The sequence below is a fragment of the Micromonospora sp. WMMD961 genome, from assembly GCF_029626145.1.
Taxonomy (GTDB): domain Bacteria; phylum Actinomycetota; class Actinomycetes; order Mycobacteriales; family Micromonosporaceae; genus Micromonospora.
Genome location: NZ_JARUBJ010000002.1, coordinates 6757569 through 6777915 on the forward strand (window position 1 = coordinate 6757569; position 20347 = coordinate 6777915).

Below are 20347 nucleotides of genomic sequence, written 5' to 3' on the forward strand. Positions count from 1 at the left end.
GGGAAGGCGCGATGACGACGGCGCAGCGGCCGACGCTCGAAGCAGTGGCGGCGAGGGCCGGGGTGTCCCGCGCCACCGTGTCCCGGGTGGTCAACGGCTCCACCACCGTCGCCGAGCCGATCCGGGAGGCGGTCACCCGGGCCGTCGCCGAGTTGGGGTACGTGCCCAACCTCGCCGCCCGCAGCCTGGTCACCCAACGCACCGACTCGATCGCCCTGGTCATGCCGGAGGCCGCCACCCGGGTCTTCTCCGACGACCAGGTCTTCCCCGGCATCATCCGGGGTGTCAGCCAGGAGTTGGAGGCGGCCGACAAGCAACTGGTGCTGATGCTCGCCGGCTCGCCCGCCGGGCACCAACGGGTCGAGCGGTACACCACCGGCCGGCACGTCGACGGGGTGCTCTTCGCCTCGCTGCACGGCGCCGACCCGCTACCCGGCACGCTGACCCGACTCGGCATTCCGGTGGTGGTCAGCGGCCGGCCGCTCGGCGACGTACCGGTGCCGTACGTCGACGTCGACCACGTGGCCGGAGTGACCGCAGCCGTCCGACACCTGATCGACGGTGGTCGCCGACGCATCGCCACCATCGCCGGGCCACAGGACATGGTCGCCGGGATCGAACGGCTCAGCGGTTACCGCAGCGCGGTCGCCGACGCCGGGTTGCCCGAGCTCGTCGCCGTCGGCGACTTCACCCGGGAGTCCGGGGCGGCGGCGATGCGGCACCTGCTCACCGAGCACCCCGACCTGGACGGCGTCTTCGCCGCCTCCGACCTGATGGCGCACGCCGCCCTGCGTACGCTGCGCGAGGCCGGTCGGCGGGTGCCGGAGGACGTGGCGGTGATCGGCTTCGACGACATCGAGACCGCCGCGTACACCGAGCCGCCGCTGACCACGGTCCGGCAGCCGATCGTGGAACTCGGCCGCCGGATGACCCGCCAACTGCTCCGGCTGGCCGCCGGGGAGACCATCGAGCAGCGGGTCATGCTCCCCACCGAGCTGATCCGCCGAGCCTCCGCCTGACCCCCCCCACCCCCCACCCCCACCCCCTGCCCCTCCCACCCCCCCACCCACCCCCCACCCCCTCCCGGGGAGATCTTGGAAGGAATCGGCCCCTCGGGGGGCGCTTTGCTTCCAAGATCTCTTTGTGTGCTGCCGAGGGCAGCGTTGAGGGGCCGTTATTCCGTCGCTCGGGCGGGCGATCGCCGCTAGCCTCGCCGGCATGCCGGATCCTGTCGCGCTGCTGCACGTCCCCGCTCTCTCCGACGTCGCCGAGTACGCCTACGCGGCCACCGTCGACCCGCCCGCCCGACTGGTGTTCACCGCCGGCGCGTGCCCGCTGGACGCCGAGGGTCGTACCGTCGCGCCGGGTGACCACGCGGCGCAGGCCCGGCAGGTGATGACGAACCTGGAGACCGCTCTCGGCGCGGCCGGTGCGCGGCTCACCGACGTCGTCAAGACCACCGTGTACGTGGCGTCGTCGCAGCAGAAGGATCTGGTGACCGTCTGGGAGGCGGTGCGGGACTTCTTCGGCGACCACGACCCGCCCAGCACCCTGCTCGGGGTGGCCGTGCTCGGCTACACCGACCAACTCGTCGAGGTCGAGGCGGTCGCCGCCGTACGGACGGGGGCCTGACATGCGCATCCGCGTGGCGCGACCCGACGACGCCCCGGCCGTGGTGGCCCTACGGGCGACGGTCTTTCCGTACCTGGTGCGCGGTGTCGAGTCGACCCGGAAGATGATCGCCGAACCGCCGCCCGAGGAGGAGTGGACCGCGTTCGTGGCCGAGGTCGACGAGCGGGTGGTCGGTTGGGTGTCCGCTGAACGCATCGGCACGACATCGGCGGCGAACGTCGGTGGCATCAACCTTCTGCACGTGCACCCGGAACACCGACGCCGTGGCATCGGCACCGCCCTGCTGGCCGCCGCGACCGAATTCCTCCGCCCGTTGGGTATCCGCCGGGTGCGTGCCATGGCACAGCCCGACGCGCTGCCGTACGCCCGCCGGCACGGCTACGAGCCCAGCCGGGAGGTGCGCTATTCGGCGCTCGACCTGAATCCGGTGCCCGCCCTACCCGCCCCGCCCCCGGGCGTGCGGCTGCTCCCGATCGCCGAGCTGGACCCGCACCTGCTGTACGCGGCGGACGTGGCCTCGGCGGCAGACGAACCGGGCGACCTGCCTGTCGACGCGAAGAGCTATGACAGCTGGCAGTACGACGTGTGGGACAACCTCGGGCTGGACAAGGCGGCCAGCATCGCCGCCGAGGTCGACGGGGAGGTGGTCGCCTTCAGCCTGGTCAAGCGGGACGGGGACCGGATGTGGTCGGACTACACCGGCAGCATCCCGGCGTACCGCGGCCGAGGGCTGGCCCGGCTGGCGAAGACGGCGGCGCTGCACCGGGCCGCCGCCGACGGCGTGCGCGTCGCGTACACCTCGAACGACGAGGCGAACGCGCCGATGCTCGCGATCAACGCCCGGCTGGGCTACCGCCCGGTGGCATCCCAGTGGAGCTGCCTGGCCGACCTGACCGACGAAGTCGGGGACGAACGGTGGCAACTGCGTCGAGGTCGCTGACAACCTGCCCGGCGTCGTGCTGGTCCGCGATTCCAGATCTGCGATGATCGAGGCATTGGCCGAGGATGGGGCCGGTCAGGCGGCGTCGAAGACCTCGCGGGCCGTGGCGTGGGTGTCCGCTCCGAAGAGGACCAGGCGGGCCTCGATGACCGTGGCCGGCGTGGCCGGGCGGAGCACCGCGAGCGCTTGGCGGACCGCGTCGTCGACCGGCCAGCCGTAGATGCCGGCGGAGACCAGCGGGAACGCCACAGTGGACGCCCCCAACTCGTCGGCCACGCGCAGGCTGTTGGCGTAGCAGTCGCGCAGCAGTCCCGAGCGGTCCTCGCCGGCCGACCAGACCGGGCCGACCGTATGGATCACCCAGCGGGCCGGCAGCTCGCCAGCCGTGGTGGCCACCGCCTGCCCGGTGGGCAGACCCCTGCCGTACCGGGACGCCCGCAGCGCCCGGCACTCGGCCAGGATCGCCGGTCCGCCGCGCCGGTGGATCGCGCCGTCCACCCCGCCGCCGCCGAGCAGGGACGAGTTCGCGGCGTTCACGATGGCGTCCACCCGCTGGGTGGTGATGTCCCCCTCGACCAGGGTGATCTCCATGTCAGCTCTCCTCGGTCGACTGGCCCAACGACCGGCGGGCCAGCAGGGTGGCGCCGGCGACGGCGGCCGGCATGACCAGCACCGCGCCGAGCGGGATGAGGAAACAGAGGAAGACCGCCACTCCGAAACCGAGCGCGGTCGGGCGGTCCGCCTTCAGGATCGTCCGGCGCTGCGGCAGTCGCATTCCGCGTCGGTAGAAGGGCGCGCCGACCAGCTCCACGGCGAGGAACCAGCCACCCACCGCCGCCCCGATCACCGGGACGACAGTCTGGCCGACCACCGGGATGAAGCCGGCGAGGAAGAGTGGGACGCCGACCAGCACGGTGAGCGCCACCAGGCGTACCGAGTCAGCGGTGCTGCGGCGCAGCGACGACCAGAACGGCACCTCCACGGCGTCCGGGGTGCCGCCGAGCCGCTCCTCCACCTTCTCGGAGATCTTCTCGTAGAACGGATCGCCGATGACCAGCGTCACCGCCGTGAAGCTGATCACCGCGAGCAGGCCGCCGATCCCCAGGAAGGCGAGCCCGGCGATCACCCGGACCAGGCTGCGGCCGGTGCTCGACCAGTCGTCGGCGAACGGGGTGACCAGGGCGGCCAGGTCGTCCGCGAAGTACACGAGGGTGGCGTACGCGGCCACGAAGAGCACACCGGAGATCAGCGCCGGTACGAGGCCGAGCAGCATCAGCTTCGGGCTGCGGACGTAGAGGCCCAGCCCGCGCAGGAGCAGTCTGACCCCGAGGAAGAAGCGTCCGACGGTCCCGGTCACCGGGCTGGCGATTCTGCTGGCGTCCACGATCGAGCAGCCTAACGACAGGTGATCGAAACCGCCGGGTAGCGGCACCGGGCAGGATGGGCGGGTGCGCGCGTCCCGACTGATCTCGCTGCTGTTGCTGTTGCAGGCGCGCGGGTCGATGACCGCGAGCGAGCTGGCGCGGGAGTTGGAGGTCTCCGAGCGGACCGTCTACCGGGACGTGTTGGCGCTCTCCGCCGCCGGGGTGCCGGTCTACGCCGACCGGGGTCGGGCCGGTGGGTACCGCCTGCTCGGCGGGTACCGCACCCGACTGACCGGGTTGACCCGGGACGAGGCTGAAGCGCTCTTCCTCTCCGGGCTGCCCGGCCCGGCCGGCGACATGGGGCTCGCCGACGCGGTCGCCGCCGCCGAACTGAAGGTGCTCGCCGCGCTGCCACCAGCCCTGCGCGACGCCCCGGCCCGTGCCGGGCAGCGGTTCCACCTGGACGTGCCGGGCTGGTTCCGGGAGACCGCGCCGCCGCTCTGGCTGCCCGAACTGGCCCGGGCGGTCTGGGGCGACCGGGTGGTGGAGCTGCGCTACCGACGCGGCGACCGGGAGGTGACTCGCCAGGTCCAGCCGTACGGCCTGGTGCTCAAGAGCGGGGTCTGGTATCTGGTCGGCCGGGTCGGCGCCGATGTGCGCACCTATCGGGTGGACCGGGTCACCGGGGTCGAGGTGGGCGAGGAGAGCTTCGAGCGGGACGAGGGCTTCGACCTGGCCGGGCACTGGCGCGAGCAGGCCGGGTCGTTCCTGCGGACCATGCTGCGGGCCGAGGTCACCGTCCGGCTGAGCCCCGCCGGCCTGCGCCGGCTCCGGCACCTGGTCGATGCCCCTTTCGTGTACGACGAACTGGTGGCCGCCGCCGGAGCACCCGACGGGCAGGGCTGGGTGGTGGGCCGGCTGCCCGTCGAGTCCGTCGAGGTGGCGTACCACCAGCTGCTGGGCCTCGGCCCCGAGGTGGAGGTTCTCGACCCACCCGAACTACGGCGGCTGTTCGCCGACACGGCCGGCAGGTTCGAGGCGCTCTACCGGTAGCCGGTGACGTCCGCCGGCTTGCCCGCGTCGACCACCTCGGTGATGTAGCGGAAGCCCTCCGGCTGACTGCCGTCGAGGTCGGTGAAGCCGTACACCTTGGACAGGGTGCCGGCGTCGACGGACTGGCCGCTCCAGCGGGCATTCGCCTCGTCCGCGGCGAGCGCGGCCACCGCCCGGCCGACGAACGCCGGGGTCTCCGAGATGAGGAAGTTCGGGTCGGTGGCGGCGCCGTCGCGCCAGTTGTCCTCGGTCACGCCGAAGTGCTCCAGCATCGCCTCGGAGCGGATCCAGCCCGGGGTGAGCGCCACCGCCGTGCACCCGTGCGGCTTCAGCTCGTGCGCCTGGCTGAAGGCGAGCCGGTTGACCGACACCTTGGCCAGGTCGTAGAAGACCGAGAGCCGGTAGTTGTTGTCGTTGTACGCCTTCGTGCCGTCGCCCATCTCCACCACCAGGCCGCCGGGCTTGCGGATCAGCAGCGGCAGGGCGAAGTGGCTGGTGACGATGTGGGTGTCGATGGCCAGTCGCAGGGTCCGGAAGCCGGCGTCCAACGGCTGCTCCCACACCGGCTTGTCCCAGGTGACCAGCGGGTCCCCACCCCAGATGTCGTTGACCAGCACGTCGAGTCGGCCCTGCTCGGCGTCGATCCGGGCGACGAGGTCGCGGACCTGCTCGGGCACCAGGTGGTCGACCTGGACGGCGATGCCGGTGCCGCCGGCCTCGGTGACCAGCTCGGCGGTCTCCTCGATGGTCTCCGGCCGGTCCATCTCCGAACGGCCCGCCCGGGTGCTGCGGCCGGTGGCGTACACAGTGGCGCCGGCAGCGCCGAGTTGCACGGCGATCTGCCGTCCGGCACCTCGGGTGGCACCGGCGACGAGCGCGATCTTTCCTGTGAGCGGTTGAGTCATACCCGCGAGGTTGGCAGCGATACCTGACAGCCGCCGTCCGAATTACGCGAAAGGCTCAGTCCACCTCGTTGAGGAAGCCGGCGATGCGGTCCCGCAGGTCGGCGCGTTCCGACCAGAGGACGCCGGGCCGGTCGTACACGTGCAGCGTGGCCTGGGGTAGTGCGGCGGCGAGTCGCTCGGCGACCTCGACCGGGTGCAGGTCGTCGCCCGCGTTGGCGATCACCAGCGCTGGCGCGGTGACCGCCGCGAGGTCGGTGATGTCGCGCAACGGCGTCTGATCCGCGAGGCTGGCCAGGCTGCCGGCGAGCCCGTCGCGGAGCAGCTGGTCGAGTCGCTGCCGCAGGTACGCCCAGCCGGCCGGGGTGTTGCGCACCGCCGCGGGCAGTTCCAGGGTGACGACGTCGGCGACGGCCGAGGCGTCTCCGCTCTCCACCGCCTCCAGCAGATCCGTGATGCGGTCCCCCGCCACCGGGCCACGCGGCTGGTCGAGCACCGCGGGCAGGAAGAAGACCAGCTTGTCGAACCGGTCCGGACTCTCCGCGAGCAGCCGGCAGAGGGCACCCGCGCCGAGGCTCGCGCCGAACGCCCGGCTGGCGCCGCTCAGGTCGGCGACCGCCCGCAGGTCGCGGGCCAGGTCCGAGTAGTTCCACGGCCCGTCCGGCGCCTCTGAACGGCCGTGCCCCCGGAACTGGAAGAACACCTTGCGGCCGGTCACCCCACTGCCGAACGGACGGGTGGTGGCGATGCCGTTGCCCAGCCCGTGCGCGAACACGGTCACCGGATCACCGGTGCCGGTGATCAGCCGCTCCAGCCGTACGTCGTGCGGGGTGGCGACCAGGTCGGTGTCCGGCTCCGGGAGCGCCGGGCGGCCGGTGCGCGGCCCACCCGGACCGGGCCCCCAGGTGCGGGGCCCGCTGTCCGGTGGTGGTGGCCAGCGAAAACCTCTCACCAGAACCCTTTGCCGTCGCTGAGGTCGCGCAGGCCGACCCGAACGTCGAGCAGGTAGATGAGACCGGCGGCGATGCCGATCAGTCCGAAGAGACTGATCGGCCCGAAGCCGAGCAGGGTCAGCACGAGGCAGACCGCCAGGATGGCGATCCAGCCACCCTTGGGAAGCGTCCCGATGGCGGGGAAGGCGTCGGAGCGCTGGGTGATCGCGTGGACCAGGGCGACGCCCTGGACGATCAGCGCGAAGACGAGCAGGATCAGCTCGATCACGTAGCGGACTTCGAACGCGAAGATCGGCGCGGCGTTGGCCATGCCGGCAAGCTTATGTCGAGGACCCCGGCTTCGTCCGACAAGGACGCCGCCGGGGTCGCCGACAGGACGACTACTCGGCCGCCGGACGGGTCCGCTTGGTGGCCCGGGGCAGCTTCGCCGACGGGGTGGCGGTCGGCTTCGCGGCCTTCGGGGCGCGCGCGACCTTCTTGACGGCGGCCGGCTTGGCCTCGGCGATCTCCGCCACCTCGGCCGGGGTCGGCACCTCGGCCGGGGCGGTGGCGGCCGGGGCGGTGGCGGCCGGGGTGGTGGCGGCCGGGGTGGTCTCAGCCGGGATCACGGCCTGAGTGGCCTCGATGTCGGCGTTGACCGTCTCAGCGGCCTCCAGCACGCCGGTGCCGACGACCCGCTCACCCCGGGCGACCAGCGCGCCGTACGCGGCGAAGGCCCGCTCCTGGGCGGCCTGGGCCCCGGCGACCACCATCGCGGCGTTGCGCGTCGCGGCGGCCCGCAGCTTGTCCAGGTCGGCAACCTCGCGCAGCTTGGCCAGGTCGGCAGCGTCGCGCAGCTTGGCCAGGTCGGCCGACTCGCGCAGCTTGGCCAGGTCCAACTCGTTGGCCTTCTGGCGCAGCTCGTAGCCGGTCAGCACGGCCCGGCCACCCAGGTCGGCGACGACGCGGGTGCCGAGGACGCCGACCACCGCCGGCAACTTGCGCAACTGCTCGATGGCCAACTCACCGGCACCCGCAGCGGCGTAGATCGGGGCGGGGATCCGGTTGGTCTTCGGCTCGCTCATGACGTCTCCTCTTCGGCCGCCTCGGCGGCCCTGCGTGCCGCCGGACCGGCGGCCTTCTTCTCGGGGGTGTTGGTGCTGCCCGGGGCGGGTGCGGTGCCCGCCTCGGTGACGGCGACCGACTCGATCACGGCCTCGGTCGGGGTGCCGCCCGCGGTGGTGGGACCGGTGGCGGCCAGGTTCGCCACGTCGGCGGGCTCGTCGCCGACGTCGGTCGGAGTGGTCGCCCCGGGCGTGCCGCCGGTGGGCCCGGGGCCGCCGGCCTCGGCGGCCGCCTGGGCCTCGGCCAGCCGGGTGTTCTCCCGGCGGAACGTCTCGTAGATCTGGGTGAGGGACTGCTTCTGGGCCATCGTCAGGTCGGTGTCCACCGCGATGGCGGCGAGTACACCATGGCCCTCCTTGTCGTCGAGCAGCCCGGCGCGCAGGTACATCGCCGGGGTGGAGACCCGCAGCGCGCTCGCCAGTTGCTGGAGCACCTCGGCGCTTGGCTTGCGCAGGCCGCGCTCGATCTGACTGAGGTACGGGTTGCTGACCCCCGCCTGCTCGGCGAGCTGCCGGAGCGAGATCTTGGCGTTGCGCCGTAGATCGCGGATGAACCCGCCGACGTCGGGAAGGTCCTTCGGTGTGGCCATGACTGCGACGTTAACCGGCCCCGCTAGCTCTTGCAAGCAAAACGCTAACCGCAGTTAGCAACATCTCAGCCACGTGGTTGCGCCCCGCTCCGCAGGTCCGTACGGTCCGACCGTGCACAAGATCACAGTCAATGGAGCAAGCATCGCGTACGACGAGGCAGGCACCGGCTCGCCCGTCGTACTCCTGCACGCTGGCATCGCCGACCGGCGGATGTGGCGGGGGCAGATCTCCGCGCTCGCCACCCGCCACCGGGTGATCGTCCCGGACCTCCGCGGCTACGGAGACTCCGAGCTGCCTCCGACCCCGTTCACACACCACGACGACGTGGCGGGGCTGCTGGACGCACTCGACCTGCCCCGGGCCGCCCTGGTCGGCTGCTCCTTCGGTGGGGCCGTCGCCATCGACACCGCGCTCGCCCACCCCGACCGGGTCAGCGCGCTCGCGCTGTTCGACACCGCGGTCTCCGGCAACGAGTGGTCGGACGAGGCGAACGACCTCTGGGACGACCTGGTCGGCGAGGTCGACCCCGACGACTTCGTCGCCGGCGCGGCCGGCGAGGTGCGGTTCTGGGTGGTCGGCCCGGGTCGACAGCCGGCGGACGTCGACCCGGCGCTGATCATCTTCACACAGGAGATGGACCAACGCGCGCTCGCCGCCGAGCTGGCGCTCGGCGCGGTCGAGGTCGGCGAACTGACGCCGCCGGCCATCGATCGCCTCGGCGAGCTGACGGTGCCAGTCCTGGTCACCGCCGGGGCCGCGGACGTGCCGGACATCCGCCGGCTCGCCGACCGGATCGCCGCCGAGGTCCCCAAAGCGGTACGGCTGCCGGACATCCCGGACGCCGCACACCTGTTGCCACTGGAGCGCCCGGAGCCCGTCAACGCCGCCCTGCTCGACTTCCTGAGCTGACCACCCGGTCACCAGAGCGGGCGGACCGCCCCCACCGGAACTCCACCGCCGAACAGCGGCACCTCGGCGTACTCGGTCAGCACCGGGGCGTCCACCCCGAGCCGGCGCAGCGCGGAGACCAGCACCGGCATCCGTGCCCGGTCGGCGCCGTCGTCGATCTTCAGCGCGACGGCGCCGACGCCCGGCACTGCCACCGCGATCACACCCTCGGCACCGACCTTGGCCAGCAGGCCCGGAACGCCCCGCATCAGCCGGGTGTCGTCGGCCTGGGTGCCACCGACGATCTCCGGGTACGCGCGCATGGCGTCGGCCACCGTCCGCGGCACCGAGCCCGGCTCGGCGTCGACCAACCGGAGGAACGCCCCGGCCAACCCGGTCAGCGACACCGCGAGCACCGGGGCGCCACAACCATCCACGCCCACCGCCGCCACCTGCTCACCGGTGAACTCCTCGATCGCCGCCCGCAACCGCTGCTGGAGCGGGTGCTCCGGCCGCCAGTAACCCTCCAGCGGCCAACCGGCGGCCTCGCAGGTCAGCAGCATCCCGCTGTGCTTGCCGGAGCAGTTCATCTGCACCCGGGTCGGGCCGCCCCCGGCGCGCAGCACGGCCTGCCGGGCCGCCGCGCCCACCGGCAGGTCGGGCGGGCAGTGCAGGGCCGAGGCGTCCAACCCGGCCCGCTCCAACAGCGCGCCGACCCGGGCCAGGTGGAAGTCCTCACCGGCGTGACTCGCCGCGACCAGCGCCACGTCCGCCGGGTCGGTCAACGACAGACCGGAACGGAGCATCCCGATCGCCTGCATCGGCTTGCTCGCCGAGCGGGGAAAGACCGGCGAGGTCACGTCCCCGGCTGACGCCACCACCGAGCCGGTGGCGTCCAGCACCACCACCGAACCCCGGTGCGCACCCTCCACGAACCCGGAACGGACCACCTCGGCGAGCGGGTCGCCGCCCTCGTACGTCTTCGTCACGGGCTGGACGGTACCGACGGTCGTGGGTGGCCCGTCGGCGGGGTGACCTGGTGGTCCACCGCCCGGGTGACAGGAGCGTGAAGCAGTCTCGGCCTTACAGCCCGAGCAGCTCGCGAGCCTCCGCGGTGGTCAGCGGCGGGCGCTGGGCGAGCTGGGCGAAACCCACCGCGCGGGCGACCAGTTGCATGTTCGACTCCACCGGGCGGCCCTTCGCGTACGTCACGGTGTCCTCCATGCCGACCCGCAGGTGCCCGCCGGTCGACAGCGAGGCCAGCATGACCGGAATCGTGCTGCGGCCGATGCCGGTGGCCGAGAAGGTGGTGCCCTCCGGCAGGTCCCGCAGCATCCGGTGGGCCGCGACCAGCGTCTCGGTGGTGCCCGGCATGCCTCCCGGCACCCCCATCACGAAGTCGACGTGCACGTGCCCGCCGGCCGGCAGCCCGTACCTGCCGAGGAGGCGCTGCAACGCGGACAGGTGCCCGAGGTCGAAGATCTCGTACTCCGGCACGATCCCGCGTTCCTGCATCCGGGTGTGCAGGTCGACGATGAACTCCCAGCGGTTGAGGAAGACGTCGTCGCCGAAGTTGACGGTGCCCATCGTGCAGGAGGCCATGTCCGGCCGGGCGTCGAGGACGGCAAGCCGGGCGGCCTCCGGGTCGGTCACCGCACCGCCGGAGGAGAGCTGCACGATCAGGTCGGTGCTGTCCCGCAGCGCCGCCACCGTGTCGGCCAGGCGCACCGGGTCGAGGGTCGGCCGCGCCTCGTGGTCACGGATGTGGACATGGATCACGGCGGCCCCGAGCGCCTCGCACTCCTTGGCGGTGAGCAGCAGCTCGTCGAGGGTCACCGGCAGCGCCGGCACCTCCGCCTTGGCCGACTCAGCGCCGGTCGGGGCCACCGTGATCAACGTCCCTGTCGTCATGCCGGCGATCCTAGACGCCACGGTCAGGACGGGTCGATCGCCGCCGCCGTCTCGCCGATCAGCAGTGCCGCGTCGTCCGGGACGTTCCGCTTGACCACCGCGAGCGCCACCTGACCCAGCTCGTGGTGCAGCACGGCGGTGCCGACGAAGCCGACCGCCCGGCCGTCGAGCAGCACCGGCGTACCGGCCGTCGGCGGCTGGTCGGTGGTCACCCCGTCCAAATGCAGAAGTACGAGACGACGCGGCGGGCGGCCCATGTTGTGCACCCGGGCCACCGTCTCCTGCCCCCGGTAGCAACCCTTGTCCAGGTGCACGGCGGGGCCGATCAGGTCCACCTCGGCCGGGATGGTCCGGTGGTCCGTGTCCACCCCGACCCGAGGCTGGCGCGCCGCCACCCGGATCGCCTCGTACGCCCAGAGCCCCGCGACCGGCACCCCGGCACCGCGCAACTCCGCCACCACCTGGTCCATCGCCGAGCGGGGCACCAGCAGGTCCACCCCGAGTGGCCCGCGTCGGGCCCAGCCACCGATCGGCAGCGGCCGTACGTCGTACCGAACACTCGCTCGGGGTGGCACGGCACCGTGGGCGAACTTCGGACCCGGCACCGCGACCAGGTCCGGCGCGGCGAGCCCGGTCACGCCGAGCGTGCCCAGCGCCTCCGTCGCCGCCGGCCCGACCAGCGACAACAACGCCCGCTCGGCAGTCGCGTCGCGCGGCTCGACCTTGCTGAAGAACCGCATCTTCTCCAGGTAGGTCAGCAGACCCTCGGTCGCACCCGGCTCGGTGTCCAGCCAGGCGGTCTCGCCGTCCTCGGCGACCATGGCGTGCTGCTCGATGTGGCCGTGCGGGGACAACACCAGCAATTCGGTCCCCTCACCGGCGGTCAGCGCCGTCAGGTGTTGCGAGGTCACGGTGTGCAGCCAGCTGGCCCGATCTTCACCGGGCACCGCGATGACCCCCCGGTGCGACCGGTCGACCAGGCCGACCTCGGTGTCGAGGGTGCGCTGCTCACGCAGCGGGTCGCCGTAGTGGGCGGCCACCCCTCGGACGCCGGCCGCGACATGCGCCGCATCCGGTTGGTCGCGGCTGGCCTCGTCGATGCTCTCGACGGCCACCGCACCCGCGATGTCGATCATTTGTCGTCCCCGTTCTCGCAGCGTACGCACACGCCGAAAAGTGACACGTGCCCGATATCCACCCGGAACCCCCGCTGCGTGGCCAACTGGTCGGCGAGCGGACGCAGCATCTCCGGATCGATCTCGTCGATCGCTCCACACTCCCGACAGACCAGGTGGACGTGCTGGTGCTCACCCGCCGCGTGATACGTCGGCGAGCCGTGCGACAGGTGCGTGTGGGTGACCAGGCCGAGCCGTTCCAGCAGCTCAAGCGTGCGATAGATGGTGGTGATGTTGACGCCGGCGGCGACCTCCCGGACGGCCGTGTGCACCTGCTCCGGGCTGGCGTGCCCCAGATCGAGCACCGCCTGCAGGACGAGCTGCCGTTGGGGCGTCAGCCGCAGCCCACGGGCCCGCAGCATTTCCGCGAGGGAGGATTCGGACACGGTCCGATCATAGTTCGGCAATCGCTGCGACCCCTGCGAGCGACCGGTCGCCGCTACGCTCGGCGGTCATGGTGACGTCGTCGGCCGGCAATGCCCCGGCTTCTCCGAGCGCGCGGATCGCCGTGCTCGGGCGGGGCCTCATCGCGGCCGAAGAGCCCGTGCTCCGCGGCGACGACCTGGGCGTCCTGCGCGGCGACGGGCTCTTCGAGTCCATGCATCTGCGCGAGGGCCGGGCGTGGCTGCGCGACGAGCACCTGGCCCGAATGGTCACGGCGGCGGCGGCCGTCGACCTGGACCTGCCCGCCACCGACGCGCTTGTCGACCTGCTCGACACGGTACGCGCGGGCTGGCCCGTCCAGGTGGAGGGTGCGCTGCGGCTGGTCTGCACCCGAGGTTCCGAGGCCGGCGGCCCGCCGACCGTCTACGCCACCCTGACCCAGGTGCCGGCGTCGTCGCGGGCGGCCCGCCGCACCGGGATCACCGTGGCGACCCTTCCGCTGGGGGTGCCCGCCGACGCGCGGACCGGGCTCGACTGGTTGCCGGCCGGCATCAAGTCCACCTCGTACGCGGTCAACAGCGCCGCCCGCCGCTGGGCACAACGGGCCGGGGTGGACGACGTGCTGTGGGTCTCCTCGGACGGGTACGCCCTGGAGGGGCCGATCGCGAACGTGGTGTGGCTCACCGGAGACACGCTGTGCACGGTGCCGGCCGCCACCACCGGCATCCTGCCCGGCACGACCGTGGCCTGGCTGCTCGCCCATGCCCAGGAGCTGGGTCTGAGCGCCGCCGAACGGATGGTCACGCCGGCCGAACTGCACGACGCCGACGGGGTCTGGTTCAGCTCCTCGGTACGCGGGCTCGTCGAGGTCCGGATGCTGGACGGGGTGCGCCGGGACAACTGCCCGCGCACTCCCGCCCTGCAAACCCTGCTGGGTTTCCCCGTCTAGTCAGCCGCCGACCCGGACGAGCCGGGCGGACAGGTGCGGGCTGAGCCCGTGCCCCATGGCGGCCATCTCCTGCGCGTAGAGCAACGCACCCTCGACGATGCCGAAGAGCCGGTGCCCGCCGGTGACCTCCTTGGCGGTCGGCGTCCGGACCACCGCGTCGGTGGCGAACTCGACCTGGGTGCCGGTGCGCTTGCCCAGGTGCAGCTCCATCACCCCGGTCGGAGTGGTCAGCACCGCCTCCAGCTCGTCGGTCGCCCGACCATCCACCAGCACCGGCCGCCACCAGCCGACCTCACGGCCCGCCGGGCGGACCGGCTTGCTCTGCTCGTCCAGGATCCAGGCACGGGACTCGTAGTGCAGGAACGGCCGGCCGTCGTGGCTGATCCGGATCTCCTGGGCGTAGTCGAAGTCCTCGATGGTGGGGAAACCGCCCTTGCCCCGGCCACGCCACAGCCCGATGTAGGGCAGCAGGCCGTCCAGCGCGGGGTGCAGCTTCGGCCCCACCCGCAGGTCGTGGCTCTCCTCGAACGGGTACTCCTCGACCGGCGGCGCGTTCAGCCACGGCGGCTGCAGCGGATTCTCGCTCACCGAGCCATCTCCGTTCGCGACTGCGGGGCTCGCAGACCGGGCTCACTCCTCGCGCTCACCGAGCCATCTCCGTTCGCGACTGCGGGGCTCGCAGACCCGGCTCACTCCTCGCGCTCACCAGCGTCCTCTCGAAATGCGTACGGCAAGGTAGACCAGGCCACCGGCGAGCCCGCCCAGGCCAGCGACCAACAGGCTGACAAACCCGATCTCGGTAACCATCCCGACCATCCTATGCTGGGCCACATGGCCCGCACTCTCGTCGTCAAGGCCACCGCGGGGGCGGACGCCCCGGAGCGGTGCGCGCAGGCATTCACGGTCGCCGCGACGGCTGTCGCGGCCGGGGTGGACGTGTCGCTCTGGCTGACCGGCGAATCGACCTGGTTCGCGGTACCCGGCCGCGCCCAACAGTTCGAGCTGCCGCACTCCGCGCCTCTGGCCGAGCTGTTGCACGTCATCCTGACCAGTGGCCGGGTGACCGCCTGCACCCAGTGCGCGGCCCGACGGGAGATCGGCCCGGACGATGTGCTCCCCGGGGTCCGGATCGCAGGCGCCGCAGTCTTCGTCGAGGAGGCGTTGGCCGAGGGCGCGCAGGCGCTGGTCTACTGAGCACCGAGGAGGAGTGCCGATACCGGCCCGACATCTCGGGCGGCTGCCTACGATTCGGATGTGACCGAGGCGGCGGAGAGGTTCTTCGAATCACTGCCGGCGCGCGCCCCTGACCTCCTCGTCGGCCTGACCGACGGGACCCTCCAGATCGACCTCGGCACCGACCACCGGACCGAGCACTGGATGGTGCGGATGCGGCCCGGGTCAGTGCAGGTCAGTCGCGAACGCGGCCCGGCCGACGCCATCTGGTACAGCAGCGAAGCCCTCTTCGACCGGCTGATCACCGGCGAGGCCCAGAGTGTCGCGGCCGTGCTGCGCAACGAGAGCACGTTCAGCGGGAACGTGGTGCTCTTCCTCGCCTTCCGCCGGTTCTTCCCGAACCCGCCCGGCACCCGCGACCCGCGCGAGGTAGCACGCAGAACAGCCGGGCGTCCGGTGTGAAGGACCTCGTCAGCATCCTGGACGGCAACACCTTCCTGGTCAGTGACCGCCAGGGAGACATCGAGCCGTCCTTCGACTTCCCCACCGGGTTGTTCTCCTTCGACACGCGGTTCCTGTCCAGGTGGGTGCTCACCCTCGACGGCCAGCGGCTGCACGCCCTCTCCATGGACGACGCCGAGTCGTACCGCACCAAGTTCTTCCTCGCCCCCGGTGAGCCCACGCACTACCTGGACGCGAAGGCGTCGGTGATCCGCAGTCGGGAGATCGTGGGCAGCTTCGAGGAGGAGCTGACAGTGCTGAACCACACCGGTGCGGAGGTCGAGTTCACCGTCCGGATCGACGTCGAGGCCGACTTCGCCGACCTGTTCGAGATCAAGCACTCCCGCCAGAAGCGGGGTACGACCACTGTCACCGTCTCCGGCAACGAACTGCGGCTCAGCTACCGGCGGGAGGCGTTCCACCGGGAGACGACGGTCACGACCACCGCGCCGGCGCAGGTCGACGCCGACGGTCTGACCTTCCGCATCCGGATCGCCCGCAACGGCAAGTGGACCACCCGGCTGCACGTGTCCAGCGTCGTCTACGGGGCGCGCGGTCAGGACATCCGGGCAACCCTGCCGTACGGGGGCAGCCGCAGCGCGGACGCGATCCGGGCCGAGCAGCAGGAGCTGATCGACCGGGCACCGAAGCTCGGCTGCGACTGCGAGCCGCTGGCCGGGGCGTACCGGCGCAGCCTCAACGACCTGGCCGCACTGCGCTACGAGTCGATCGCGCTGGGCGTGCGGCTGATCGCCGCCGGGCTGCCCTGGTTCATGACCCTGTTCGGCCGGGACAGCATCATCACGTCGTTGCAGGTGCTGCCGTTCCTGCCGGAGTTGGTCCCGCCGACCCTCCTGATGCTGGCCGGCTTGCAGGGGCACCGGGTGGACGACTTCCGGGACGAGGAGCCCGGCAAGATCCTGCACGAGCTGCGGTACGGGGAGACCGCCGGCTTCGAGGAGCAGCCGCACTCGCCGTACTACGGGTCGGCCGACTCGACACCACTGTTCGTCATCCTGGTCGACGAGTACGAGCGGTGGACGGGCGACGCCGCGCTGGTCCGTCGGCTGGAGCCGCAGGTCCGCGCGGCGCTGGAATGGATCGACACGTACGGCGACCTGCTCGGCACCGGTTACCTCTGGTATCAGACCCGCAACCCGGAGACCGGTCTGCAGAACCAGTGCTGGAAGGACTCCTGGGACGCCATCTCGTACGCCGACGGTCAGATGCCCGGCTTTCCCCGGGCAACGTGCGAGTTGCAGGGGTACGCGTACGACGCGAAGATCCGGGCCGCCCGGCTGGCCCGGACCTGTTGGAACGACCGGGCGTACGCCGACCGGCTGGAGCGGGAGGCCGCCGACCTCAAGCGGCGGTTCGACCGCGACTTCTGGATCGCCGACCGCGGGTACTACGCGCTGGCGCTGGACGCCGACGGCCGGCAGGTGGACGCGCTGACCTCGAACATCGGGCACCTGCTGTGGAGCGGCATCGTGGACGAGTCCCGTGCCGGCAAGGTGGTCGAGCATCTGCTCGGGCCGCGCCTGTTCTCCGGCTGGGGGGTGCGGACGCTCGCCGAGGACCAGGGGCGGTACAACCCGATCGGGTACCACGTGGGCACCGTCTGGCCGTTCGACAACTCGATCATCGCCTGGGGTCTGTGGCGGTACGGCTTCCGCGAGGAGGCCGGCCTGATCTGCGACACGATGCTGGCGGCGTCGCGGTACTTCGAGGGGCGGCTGCCGGAGGCGTTCGCCGGCTACACCCGCGACCTCACCGACTACCCGGTGGAGTACCCGACCGCGTGCAGTCCACAGGCCTGGTCGACCGGCACCCCGCTGCTGCTGCTCCGGGTGATGCTGGGGTTGGAACCGCAGGGCGAGCACCTGATCATCGACCCGGCCGTGCCTCCGGGGATGGGCCGTGTCGAGCTGCTGGACATCCCCGGCCGCTGGGGAAAGGTGGACGCGTTGGGCCGCAGCCGTGGTTCGACGGATCAGCCGGACGGCAACTGATCGGGGCCGGCCGCTCGGCTCATCCCGGGCAGCCGACGGTGGCGGACACCCGGGTGGCGTCCGGGCCGAGATCGGCGAACACCGTGACCGGGCCGGTGCGGTACGCGTACACCGGGGGTTTGTCCAGCAGCGGGGCGTCTCCGGCCAGCGCGGCGAGCGCGGCCGTGGAAGCGGCCGGGCCGGGACCACCCGCGGAGCGCACGGTGCGGGCCAGCCCGCCGCCCGGGCAGGGTGCGGTGACCAGTTCGGGCGTCGCGTCGCTCGGCCGGCCGAGCGCCCCCAGCGCCACGGTCAGGGCGGTGGCCTCCGGACCGGTCGCGGCGGCGGTGGCCGGCGTGTAGCCCGAGCCGATGGGCCGGCAACCGGTGTCGACGACCAGGCGGACCTGCCCGTCCACTGTCGGCCGCCCCTCGACGGCCACGAACTCTCCGGCGTCGGCGTTCAGCTCCGGGCCGTTCAGCCCGGACCCGACCCAGGCCCGCCAGCTCGCCGGCAGCCGCTCGGCGATCCCGGCCAGCACGGCCCGCTCGGTGCCGGTGGGCGCGAGCACGCCCACGTCCCGGCGCAGCCTCGCCCCGTCGGCGAACGGGGTGACCCGGCAGCCCTCCGCGACCCTCGGCGGGCTCAACTCCAGCATGCCGGCCGCCCCCGCCGCACGGACCAGCTCGCCGACCGCCCGGTCGACCACCGGGCCAGCCTGATCGAGGGAGCGCTGTTCGCGCACGGTCGGCGGATCGTCGCGGACCGACGTCCAGGTGAGTACGGCCAGCAACACGGCCCAGGCCGCCGTCGCGGCCAGCAACCGCCGCCGCCACGGCCGGGCCGGCGTTGGCGCGGCCGGACCAGCCGAAGGGGCCCAACCCGTCTGGACAGCACCGCTCACCCGGCCATGGTGTCACGCCCCCGCCGCCGAACCGGCAGCGGAGGCGTCGGCCCGGAATCCGGCGACGGGCTGCGGGGTCAGGTGGGCTGCGGTGGCTCCTGTGGCACCGTCGGCGGGGTGACCAGCCGAACGGTCGACGTCGGGCCACCAGGCGACCGGAACAGCATCGTCCGCAACTCGGCCAGGTCCGGGCAGCTGACCACCTGGCCGATCCCGTCGAGTTGCCGGAGCACCCGCTCGACCACGGCAGCATCCGCGCTCACGCAGAGCACCAGCGGAACCTTGTCACCGGACGCGCCGCCGTCACCCGCACCAACCTTGGTATCCACCTCTAGATAGTGACGCATACCGATTGATTCCGTTGGTCCGCCCGAGCCCGGAGTTGCGCTGGTACCACTTCGGGTTACCGGCGTGTGGAAGGACGACCGGGGCCGGCCACCCGTGTGGGTGACCGGCCCCGGTCGATCAGAGCAGTGGGTCAGGCGACGGTGACGGCAACCTCGTTGACGCCCCGGCCGGCGGTGACGGCGGTGTCGCCGTTGCCCTGCCGGGACAGCGCCCGCAGCGTCCAGGCGCCCGGCGCGGCGAAGAACCGGAACTGGCCGGCGGTCGAGGTCACCACCTCGGCGGTGAACTCACCGGTCGAGTCGAGCAGCCGGACGTACGCGCCGGGCACCGGCTCGTCCTCGGCGGAGCGGACGATCCCGGTGATGACGGTTTCCTTCTCCAGGTCCAGGCTGGCCGGCAGCGGCGCGGCCTGGTCGGGTGCGGCGCACCCCGCGGCGGTGGGGAGTGTCATGATCAGGCCTCCCCGGGTTCGTCGCCGAGCGCGACCGGCACGCCGACCAGCGAGCCGTACTCGGTCCAGGAACCGTCGTAGTTCTTGACGTTGCGGTGGCCCAGCAACTCCTGCAGCACGAACCAGGTGTGCGAGGAGCGCTCGCCGATGCGGCAGTAGGCGATGGTCTCCTTGCCGTCGTCGAGCCCCGCGTCGCCGTAGATCCTGCGCAGTTCGTCGTCGGACCGGAAGGTGCCGTCCTCGTTGGCAGCCTTGGACCACGGGACGCTGATCGCGGTGGGGATGTGGCCGGCCCGCTGCGCCTGCTCCTGCGGCAGGTGGGCGGGGGCGAGCAGCCGGCCGGCGAACTCGTCGGGGCTGCGCACGTCGACCAGGTTCTTGGTGCCGATCGCGGCGACGACCTCGTCGCGGAAGGCCCGGATGGAGGTGTCCGGCTCCTGCGCGACGTACTGCGTCGCCGGGCGGGTCACCGAGTCGGTGACCAGCGGGCGGGCGTCCAACTCCCACTTCTTGCGACCACCGTCGAGCAGCTTCACGTCGCCGTGGCCGTAGAGCTTGAAGTACCAGTAGGCGTACGCCGCGAACCAGTTGTTGTTGCCGCCGTACAGGATGACGGTGTCGTCGTTGCTGATGCCCCGCTCGGAGAGCAGCGCCTCGAACTGGGACTTGTTGACGAAGTCCCGGCGGACCTGGTCCTGCAGGTCGGTCTTCCAGTCAATCTTGATGGCACCGGCGATGTGGCCGGTGTCGTAGGCCGAGGTGTCCTCGTCGACCTCGACGAAGACGACGCCCGGGGCGTCGAGGTTCTTCTCGGCCCACTCGGCCGAAACGAGTGCGGTGTCGCGACTCATCGAATCACTCCCTGGTGAGGATGGATGGTGAGCCAACGCGCGAGATCGATGGATGTATCTGTCGCACCACGCGCGGGACCCAGCGGAAGGACGGGATCACGGGTTCGTGCGACGGCGCCGCTGCCGGGCGTTCGGTGGGATGACCGGAGGGTGTGAGAACCCCGTGCCGGTGGCCGCCGTCAGGCGGCCGGAGACAGCCCCGCCGTCAGATGACGGGGCGACACAGGCAGGTGGCCACGCGGCACAGGTCGACCGCGCGCCGTTTGGTGAGGTGGGTCCCCAT

General features: G+C 72.2%; 25 protein-coding genes and 3 pseudogenes. 10 read left to right on the forward strand and 18 right to left on the reverse strand.

All coding sequences use genetic code 11. The features are described from left to right. Window positions 1–11: 11 nt before the first annotated feature. From O7614_RS30945 to O7614_RS32280, 4 genes and pseudogenes are all read left to right on the forward strand, one after another. A complete protein-coding gene (locus O7614_RS30945) occupies window positions 12–1019 on the forward strand; it encodes a LacI family DNA-binding transcriptional regulator (RefSeq protein ID WP_278141888.1) in 1008 nt (335 codons plus the stop codon). Window positions 1020–1218: 199 nt separating this feature from the next. Further along, on the forward strand, window positions 1219–1632 hold the full coding sequence (locus tag O7614_RS30950; RefSeq protein WP_278141889.1) for a RidA family protein: 414 nt from the start codon (window positions 1219–1221) through the stop codon (window positions 1630–1632). Between the two features lies 1 nt (window position 1633). Next, a pseudogene (locus O7614_RS30955) lies at window positions 1634–2527 on the forward strand (GNAT family N-acetyltransferase); the annotation flags it as partial. A 1-nt stretch (window position 2528) separates the two neighbouring features. Continuing rightward, a pseudogene (locus O7614_RS32280) lies at window positions 2529–2609 on the forward strand (DUF397 domain-containing protein); the annotation flags it as partial. 38 nt (window positions 2610–2647) lie between these two features. Here O7614_RS32280 and O7614_RS30960 read toward each other — a convergent pair. Together O7614_RS30960 and O7614_RS30965 are read right to left on the reverse strand one after the other, a co-directional pair. After that, window positions 2648–3163 carry an O-acetyl-ADP-ribose deacetylase gene (locus O7614_RS30960; protein WP_278141892.1) on the reverse strand — a complete coding sequence of 172 codons (516 nt, stop codon included), beginning with the start codon at window positions 3161–3163 and terminating at the stop codon, window positions 2648–2650. 1 nt (window position 3164) lies between these two features. Beyond that, the gene (locus O7614_RS30965) at window positions 3165–3956 is read right to left on the reverse strand and encodes an EI24 domain-containing protein (protein WP_278141893.1); all 792 of its coding nucleotides are present in this window, start codon (window positions 3954–3956) and stop codon (window positions 3165–3167) included. A gap of 64 nt (window positions 3957–4020) precedes the next feature. On the opposite strand from O7614_RS30965, the gene O7614_RS30970 reads away from it, so the two are divergent. Beyond that, window positions 4021–4989, forward strand: coding sequence for a YafY family protein (locus tag O7614_RS30970; RefSeq protein WP_278141894.1), 969 nt, complete (start codon window positions 4021–4023; stop codon window positions 4987–4989). Here the strand turns inward: O7614_RS30970 and O7614_RS30975 are convergent. The 5 genes from O7614_RS30975 to O7614_RS30995 all read right to left on the reverse strand — a co-directional run bounded on the left by O7614_RS30975 (window position 4980) and on the right by O7614_RS30995 (window position 8537). Beyond that, window positions 4980–5894, reverse strand: a complete 915-nt coding sequence (locus tag O7614_RS30975) for an SDR family oxidoreductase (RefSeq protein ID WP_278141895.1) — start codon at window positions 5892–5894, stop codon at window positions 4980–4982. The two genes, O7614_RS30970 and O7614_RS30975, sit on opposite strands and share 10 nt — an antisense overlap. A gap of 55 nt (window positions 5895–5949) precedes the next feature. Further along, window positions 5950–6843: an alpha/beta hydrolase gene (locus O7614_RS30980; RefSeq protein WP_278141896.1), complete on the reverse strand. Its 894-nt coding sequence runs from the start codon at window positions 6841–6843 to the stop codon at window positions 5950–5952. Further along, complete coding sequence (locus O7614_RS30985; RefSeq protein WP_088950380.1) at window positions 6840–7154, reverse strand: DUF2516 family protein; 315 nt, start codon at window positions 7152–7154, stop codon at window positions 6840–6842. The genes O7614_RS30980 and O7614_RS30985 overlap by 4 nt, the downstream gene beginning before the upstream one ends. A 70-nt stretch (window positions 7155–7224) precedes the next feature. After that, window positions 7225–7908 (reverse strand): hypothetical protein, encoded by a 684-nt coding sequence (locus O7614_RS30990; protein WP_278141897.1) that lies wholly within the window; start codon window positions 7906–7908, stop codon window positions 7225–7227. Continuing rightward, window positions 7905–8537, reverse strand: a complete 633-nt coding sequence (locus tag O7614_RS30995; protein WP_278141898.1) for a helix-turn-helix transcriptional regulator — start codon at window positions 8535–8537, stop codon at window positions 7905–7907. Before O7614_RS30995 ends, O7614_RS30990 begins: the two co-directional genes overlap by 4 nt. A gap of 112 nt (window positions 8538–8649) precedes the next feature. Here O7614_RS30995 and O7614_RS31000 point away from each other — a divergent pair, with 112 nt between their 5' ends. After that, window positions 8650–9447 carry an alpha/beta hydrolase gene (locus tag O7614_RS31000; protein ID WP_278141899.1) on the forward strand — a complete coding sequence of 266 codons (798 nt, stop codon included), beginning with the start codon at window positions 8650–8652 and terminating at the stop codon, window positions 9445–9447. An 8-nt stretch (window positions 9448–9455) separates the two neighbouring features. Here O7614_RS31000 and O7614_RS31005 read toward each other — a convergent pair whose 3' ends face one another. From O7614_RS31005 to O7614_RS31020, 4 genes are all read right to left on the reverse strand, one after another. After that, window positions 9456–10415 carry an asparaginase gene (locus O7614_RS31005; RefSeq protein WP_278141900.1) on the reverse strand — a complete coding sequence of 320 codons (960 nt, stop codon included), beginning with the start codon at window positions 10413–10415 and terminating at the stop codon, window positions 9456–9458. A gap of 94 nt (window positions 10416–10509) precedes the next feature. Continuing rightward, window positions 10510–11337, reverse strand: coding sequence for a 3-keto-5-aminohexanoate cleavage protein (locus O7614_RS31010; RefSeq protein WP_278141901.1), 828 nt, complete (start codon window positions 11335–11337; stop codon window positions 10510–10512). A 23-nt stretch (window positions 11338–11360) separates the two neighbouring features. Then, entirely contained in the window at window positions 11361–12473 is a 1113-nt protein-coding gene (locus O7614_RS31015) for a folate-binding protein (RefSeq protein ID WP_278141902.1), read from the reverse strand. Then, entirely contained in the window at window positions 12470–12898 is a 429-nt protein-coding gene (locus tag O7614_RS31020) for a Fur family transcriptional regulator (protein ID WP_088987421.1), read from the reverse strand. The genes O7614_RS31015 and O7614_RS31020 overlap by 4 nt, the downstream gene beginning before the upstream one ends. A 68-nt stretch (window positions 12899–12966) precedes the next feature. Between O7614_RS31020 and O7614_RS31025 the strand changes: the two genes are divergently transcribed. Further along, window positions 12967–13845 carry an aminotransferase class IV gene (locus O7614_RS31025; RefSeq protein ID WP_278141903.1) on the forward strand — a complete coding sequence of 293 codons (879 nt, stop codon included), beginning with the start codon at window positions 12967–12969 and terminating at the stop codon, window positions 13843–13845. On the opposite strand, the gene O7614_RS31030 is transcribed toward O7614_RS31025, so the two are convergent. Further along, on the reverse strand, window positions 13846–14433 hold the full coding sequence (locus tag O7614_RS31030) for an FABP family protein (protein WP_278141904.1): 588 nt from the start codon (window positions 14431–14433) through the stop codon (window positions 13846–13848). Window positions 14434–14547: 114 nt separating this feature from the next. After that, window positions 14548–14652, reverse strand: coding sequence for a small membrane protein MtfM (mtfM, locus tag O7614_RS31035; RefSeq protein ID WP_030327764.1), 105 nt, complete (start codon window positions 14650–14652; stop codon window positions 14548–14550). Between the two features lie 12 nt (window positions 14653–14664). Between mtfM and O7614_RS31040 the strand changes: the two genes are divergently transcribed. From O7614_RS31040 to O7614_RS31050, 3 genes are read left to right on the forward strand one after another with little or no spacing between them, the layout of a single operon-like run. Next, entirely contained in the window at window positions 14665–15039 is a 375-nt protein-coding gene (locus tag O7614_RS31040) for a DsrE family protein (protein ID WP_145778733.1), read from the forward strand. Between the two features lie 60 nt (window positions 15040–15099). Continuing rightward, window positions 15100–15480 carry an SCP2 sterol-binding domain-containing protein gene (locus O7614_RS31045; protein WP_278141905.1) on the forward strand — a complete coding sequence of 127 codons (381 nt, stop codon included), beginning with the start codon at window positions 15100–15102 and terminating at the stop codon, window positions 15478–15480. After that, window positions 15477–17531 carry a glycogen debranching N-terminal domain-containing protein gene (locus O7614_RS31050; protein WP_278141907.1) on the forward strand — a complete coding sequence of 685 codons (2055 nt, stop codon included), beginning with the start codon at window positions 15477–15479 and terminating at the stop codon, window positions 17529–17531. Before O7614_RS31045 ends, O7614_RS31050 begins: the two co-directional genes overlap by 4 nt. A gap of 19 nt (window positions 17532–17550) precedes the next feature. On the opposite strand, the gene O7614_RS31055 is transcribed toward O7614_RS31050, so the two are convergent. The 5 genes and pseudogenes from O7614_RS31055 to O7614_RS32285 form a co-directional block, all read right to left on the reverse strand. After that, on the reverse strand, window positions 17551–18414 hold the full coding sequence (locus tag O7614_RS31055; protein WP_278141908.1) for a hypothetical protein: 864 nt from the start codon (window positions 18412–18414) through the stop codon (window positions 17551–17553). Window positions 18415–18572: 158 nt separating this feature from the next. Then, window positions 18573–18686: pseudogene (locus O7614_RS31060) on the reverse strand (transcriptional regulator); the annotation flags it as partial. 206 nt (window positions 18687–18892) lie between these two features. After that, window positions 18893–19213 (reverse strand): DUF1416 domain-containing protein, encoded by a 321-nt coding sequence (locus tag O7614_RS31065; protein ID WP_278141910.1) that lies wholly within the window; start codon window positions 19211–19213, stop codon window positions 18893–18895. 2 nt (window positions 19214–19215) lie between these two features. Next, on the reverse strand, window positions 19216–20064 hold the full coding sequence (locus O7614_RS31070) for a sulfurtransferase (protein ID WP_278141912.1): 849 nt from the start codon (window positions 20062–20064) through the stop codon (window positions 19216–19218). A gap of 205 nt (window positions 20065–20269) precedes the next feature. Continuing rightward, a complete protein-coding gene (locus O7614_RS32285) occupies window positions 20270–20347 on the reverse strand; it encodes an Ms5788A family Cys-rich leader peptide (RefSeq protein WP_310503780.1) in 78 nt (25 codons plus the stop codon).

Coding starts and splice junctions, on each gene's coding strand:
- O7614_RS31065 (WP_278141910.1), bottom strand. CDS start 19,213: ATGACACTCCCCACCGCCGCGGGGTGCGCCGCACCCGACCAGGCCGCG.
- O7614_RS31040 (WP_145778733.1), top strand. CDS start 14,665: ATGCTGGGCCACATGGCCCGCACTCTCGTCGTCAAGGCCACCGCGGGG.
- O7614_RS30950 (WP_278141889.1), top strand. CDS start 1,219: ATGCCGGATCCTGTCGCGCTGCTGCACGTCCCCGCTCTCTCCGACGTC.
- mtfM (WP_030327764.1), bottom strand. CDS start 14,652: ATGGTTACCGAGATCGGGTTTGTCAGCCTGTTGGTCGCTGGCCTGGGC.
- O7614_RS30975 (WP_278141895.1), bottom strand. CDS start 5,894: ATGACTCAACCGCTCACAGGAAAGATCGCGCTCGTCGCCGGTGCCACC.
- O7614_RS31025 (WP_278141903.1), top strand. CDS start 12,967: ATGGTGACGTCGTCGGCCGGCAATGCCCCGGCTTCTCCGAGCGCGCGG.
- O7614_RS31070 (WP_278141912.1), bottom strand. CDS start 20,064: ATGAGTCGCGACACCGCACTCGTTTCGGCCGAGTGGGCCGAGAAGAAC.
- O7614_RS30995 (WP_278141898.1), bottom strand. CDS start 8,537: ATGGCCACACCGAAGGACCTTCCCGACGTCGGCGGGTTCATCCGCGAT.
- O7614_RS31015 (WP_278141902.1), bottom strand. CDS start 12,473: ATGATCGACATCGCGGGTGCGGTGGCCGTCGAGAGCATCGACGAGGCC.
- O7614_RS32285 (WP_310503780.1), bottom strand. CDS start 20,347: ATGGGGACCCACCTCACCAAACGGCGCGCGGTCGACCTGTGCCGCGTG.
- O7614_RS31010 (WP_278141901.1), bottom strand. CDS start 11,337: ATGACGACAGGGACGTTGATCACGGTGGCCCCGACCGGCGCTGAGTCG.
- O7614_RS30990 (WP_278141897.1), bottom strand. CDS start 7,908: ATGAGCGAGCCGAAGACCAACCGGATCCCCGCCCCGATCTACGCCGCT.
- O7614_RS30960 (WP_278141892.1), bottom strand. CDS start 3,163: ATGGAGATCACCCTGGTCGAGGGGGACATCACCACCCAGCGGGTGGAC.
- O7614_RS30985 (WP_088950380.1), bottom strand. CDS start 7,154: ATGGCCAACGCCGCGCCGATCTTCGCGTTCGAAGTCCGCTACGTGATC.
- O7614_RS30945 (WP_278141888.1), top strand. CDS start 12: ATGACGACGGCGCAGCGGCCGACGCTCGAAGCAGTGGCGGCGAGGGCC.